The organism is Mucilaginibacter oryzae (genome assembly GCF_003148845.1).
GTDB lineage: Bacteria > Bacteroidota > Bacteroidia > Sphingobacteriales > Sphingobacteriaceae > Mucilaginibacter > Mucilaginibacter oryzae.
The window spans coordinates 1-4482 of the sequence record NZ_QGHA01000032.1 but is presented as its reverse complement, the minus strand read 5'-3'; the positions used below and the strand labels follow the sequence as shown (position 1 = coordinate 4482).

Here is a 4482-nt window from a genome sequence, read left to right as displayed (position 1 = left end):
GGGCATCCGCCAGGCCTGTGTGCTTGCGCGGGATCGGGAAACAGATACAGGTAGTCAGCGTTACCTGGTAGGGTATTATATAAGTGATAAACAGGATGATGGTTTAGATATACCATTCGTTATTGCTTCATTAAAAGATATCCTTCCGGAGTATGCAATACCCGCCCTCTTCATGGTATTAGACGCTTTCCCGTTAACAGTTAATGGCAAAGTTGACCGAAAAAAGTTACCAGAACCACGTAATTTGGTTTCGGAGGAATACATTGCACCATCGGGCGATATTGAAGGTTTACTTCTGGACATTTGGCGGGACGCGTTAGGGATAAGACATATCGGAGTAACTGTTGATTTTTTTCAGGCGGGAGGAGATTCCATTACTGCAATACTAATTTCCGTCCGTATAAGGGAAGCCGGCTTTGATTGCAGGGTGATGGACATTTTTTCCGCCAGGACTATCAGGAATCTTTCTTCTTTGTTAAGTCGTGGAAATCATGGCCAGGCAATTAAGAAAGATGAGGGATTTCTGACAGGGGAATTTGGTTTACTTCCTATACAAGACTGGTTTATGCAACAAGTCGAGAAAGGGAAGTTTCCCCGTCCAGGCTATTGGAATCAAAATTTCTTAATACAAGTGCCTCCGTTAGATTCCGGAAGAATACCGACCATCATTGAGGAGTTAACAAGGCACCACGATATATTGCGCGCAACTTTCATTCGTAAAACGGAATGGATGCAACGCTATGGAGATGCTGTCAAAGTACCACCAGTTAGCATATTAGATATCAGCGGCTACGAGGAAAACGAATACATTCAGGTCCTGAACCACTGGCAAAGCGGTTTCGATTTTGTAGAGGGGCCATTATTTCATGTCGGGTACATTTATGGCTTCGGGGATGGAACTGCCAGGATCTTTATGGCTTTTCATCATCTGATCATCGATACTGTGAGCTGGCATGTCCTGGCGAATGATTTTAAAACTTTATATGAAAATAAAAAGCTTCCATCCAAACAAAGTAGCTACCGGCAATGGGTGGCTGCAATAAACAGCTATGCGCAAGGCCAACCGCAAGAGGCAGCGTATTGGCAAAGCCAGCTGCCCGATTTAAAATCTCATAGACTTTCAGCAAACATTTGGCCCGCAACCACTTCCAGTATAGAAATGAATGAAGCTTTGACAGAAGAGTTAATATTTCAGATCAATGGAGCATACCATACGGAGATCAATGATATTTTGATTACCGCTTTTGCTTATGCTCTCCGTGACATTGGCGGTGAACAGGAGCAGTTCATAACGATTGAGGGACATGGTAGAGAAGCGATAGATCCGGAGATCGACCATAGCAATATCGTTGGCTGGTTTACCACCCTTTATCCATTTAAGGCAGAACTGCAAAACGATATCGCCGCCAGCATCTGCAAGATCAAGAACGATATAAGGAAAATTCCGAACAAAGGAGTTGGATTCGGGGCTCTGGCTTTGCACGGAAATGTTGCTTTTGATGTTTCGGATCTGCCAGTGATATATTTCAATTATTTAGGCCAGGTTGAAAGCCTTCGGCAAAACTGGTCGGTTATTGCAGGTGAAAGCGGAATCGGCATCGATGCGGGTAACCAGGGTAGTGAATCTATTGCGGTCAATGGTATGGTGAAATTAGGGAAGTTATCATTTCAGATTTCTACCCGATTAGGTCGGCCGTTAACTGATGCTTTGTCTGACGCGTTTAAAAAGAACCTGGTAATAATTATTGCCCATTGCGGTGAAAAACTTGCAAAGGAGGGCCCCGGGTTTACAAGCGTGGATTTCCAATCGGTATCCTTGGGCCAATCGTTAATAAACAAAATTCAATCTCAAGCAATTGCCAGGGAGAATTCTATAGCTCATATTTACCCTGCAAACAGTTTACAACAAGGGTTTATTTATCATACCTTGAGTTATGCCGGAGATGACGCTTACCGCCTGCAATTGGTACATGATTATCACCAGGCAATGATACCGTCTGCATATATCAGTGCCTGGAAACTCTGTATTGCGCAATATCCGATTTTAAGAACAGGTTTTAACTGGGATGAAGAGCCGATACAAGTAATTTACCAGACCGCCGAACTGAATTATAAAATTCATGATGTCAGTCACTTGATTGAACAGCGACAGCGCGATGAGATGATTGCCGAAATTCAAAAGATTGATAGAAATATAGGTTTTGATCTGACACAGCCGGGGCTTTTTAGGGTTCACATTATTAAACAATCCGCCAACTCTTATACCACAATTTTAACCCAACATCACATCATTGCTGATGGATGGAGCGGGCCGATATTACTTAATACTTTGCACCGCTACTACCAGGCGCTTATATATGATGAGAAAATAGATGTTAACGAGGATACCGCTTACCTGAAAGCGCAATATTATATTTCATTTCAAAAAAAAATTGTAGCGGATTATTGGAATAAAAAGCTTGGGGAGCATTTAAAAGCTAATGATATTAACGCGATGCTTTCCAGCCCGATAGATATGGCCACTTATCGGGTAGTTAAAGATCCACAAAACAAAGTACTAGAAGTAAGTGGAGATTTGCTTCAACACATAACTGACTTAAGCAAGACTTTAGGTATCACAGTAAATGTGATCATCACATTTGCGTGGCATAAGTTGTTACAAATCTACAGTAACAGCGACTTAACAATTGTTGGTACAACGGTTTCGGGGCGGGAGTTGCCGATTGCCGGCATCGCTGAAAGCGTTGGGTTGTTCATCAACACCCTTCCGCTAATAGTAAATTGGGATAACGGATGCAATATAGAAGATCAACTGTTAGCAATTCAGAATAGCTTAATCGAGTTGAATGAGAATAGTTTCGCCGATCTTGTCTCCATGCAGGAAGAGGGACAACGTCTTTTTCAAACGTTGTATGTTTTTGAAAATTATCCGGTGCCCTGGATCAAGACTGAAGAGCAACCGGAAATAAATATGCGCAGCTATGCTGATGGCATAGATTATCCTTTTAGTATCATGGTTCTGCAGTTTGAGGATGTGTTGGTAATTAAGTTGAAACATGATGGCGAGCACGTGACGGCGGAAAAGTTAGGTCAGCTTATTTTTGCCTTAAAGAGCACGTTACAGCAGATCGTTGATGACCCCAAGATGTCACATCGGAACATATCACTCTTATCACAGGATTCCTACAATCTCCAGGTTCGTGAATGGAATTTAACTGATCGTTTTTACCGTTTAGACCAAACGATGCATTCGGTTTTCGTGGAGCGGGCAAGGCTTGTTCCTGATAATATTGCTGTGGTTTACGAAGGATTGTCGCTAAGCTACCGAGAGCTCGATGAGCGGAGTAATCAGCTGGCGCGGCATATCCGGGAGCATTATGCTGCGATTAACGGTGTATCCTTGAAGCCAGGCAGTTTGATATGTTTATTGCTTGACCGCGGACTGGAGCTTGTGATCGGGATATTGGCGGTTTTGAAATCGGGCGGAGCTTATGTTCCGCTGGATCCGTCGTACCCTATAGAGCGGATCTCCTATATATTGTCAGATACAAATGCTTCAGTGGTGTTGAGTACCCGGGAACTTATCGATAAGGAAGTTAGCCGGTTAGTTGGACCAGGTTTAATTTGTATTGGTTTATCAGAATCGTTTTATAATAACGAAGAAGTATCGGAACTTAAACAATACAGCAAATCAGACGACTTGGCCTATGTGATTTATACGTCAGGAACCACCGGCCGCCCTAAAGGGGCGCAGGTGCAACACCGATCATTGATAAATCTGAATACTTGGTACATTGAAGAGTTCGCGTTAAAAGCCGATGACCGCTGTATTGTATGTACTGAAATCTGTTTTGATCTTACACAGAAAAATTACTTTGCTCCATTATTTAGTGGCTGTACAATTTTTCTCCCATCTAGCGGACATTACGATCCCCGGGCGATTGCCGAAAACATCGTTCAAAACGGAATCCGGCGGATCAACTGTACGCCGAGTGCTTTTCTTCCTATTCAGGATGAGGTAGTTTATCTCCTGAAAAATCATCGCTTTGATTATATTTTTTTGGGTGGTGAGCCTATACCCGATAAGTTGGCCCGGTTAATTGCCGAAACGAATCCGGATTCCTGGCTTGTTAACACCTATGGTCCTACAGAATGCGCGGACGTAACTACTTTTTTCAAAGTTCACACTTCCCTATTGATTCCGGAACAAATACTTTTAGGAAAACCGGTATGGAATTTCCGCCATTACGTATTGGATGTTCACGGTCAAATAGTTCCGTTAGGGGTAGCGGGCGAGTTGTATATAGGTGGGGCGGGGGTAGGTTTAGGTTACCTGAATAATCCATCGCTGACGTCAGACCGATTTGTGGCGAATGTGTATGGGGGAGCAGAGGACCAGTCGAAAGGTTATGACCGTTTATACCGAACGGGAGATATTGTACGCTGGCATGCGGACGGCAACCTGGAATATATTGGTCGGAA

General features: G+C 43.3%; 1 protein-coding gene. It reads left to right on the top strand.

What is annotated here, in order from left to right:
- On the top strand, nucleotides 1–4482 hold a 4482-nt coding region (locus LX99_RS25225), incomplete at both ends, for a non-ribosomal peptide synthetase (protein ID WP_146203234.1).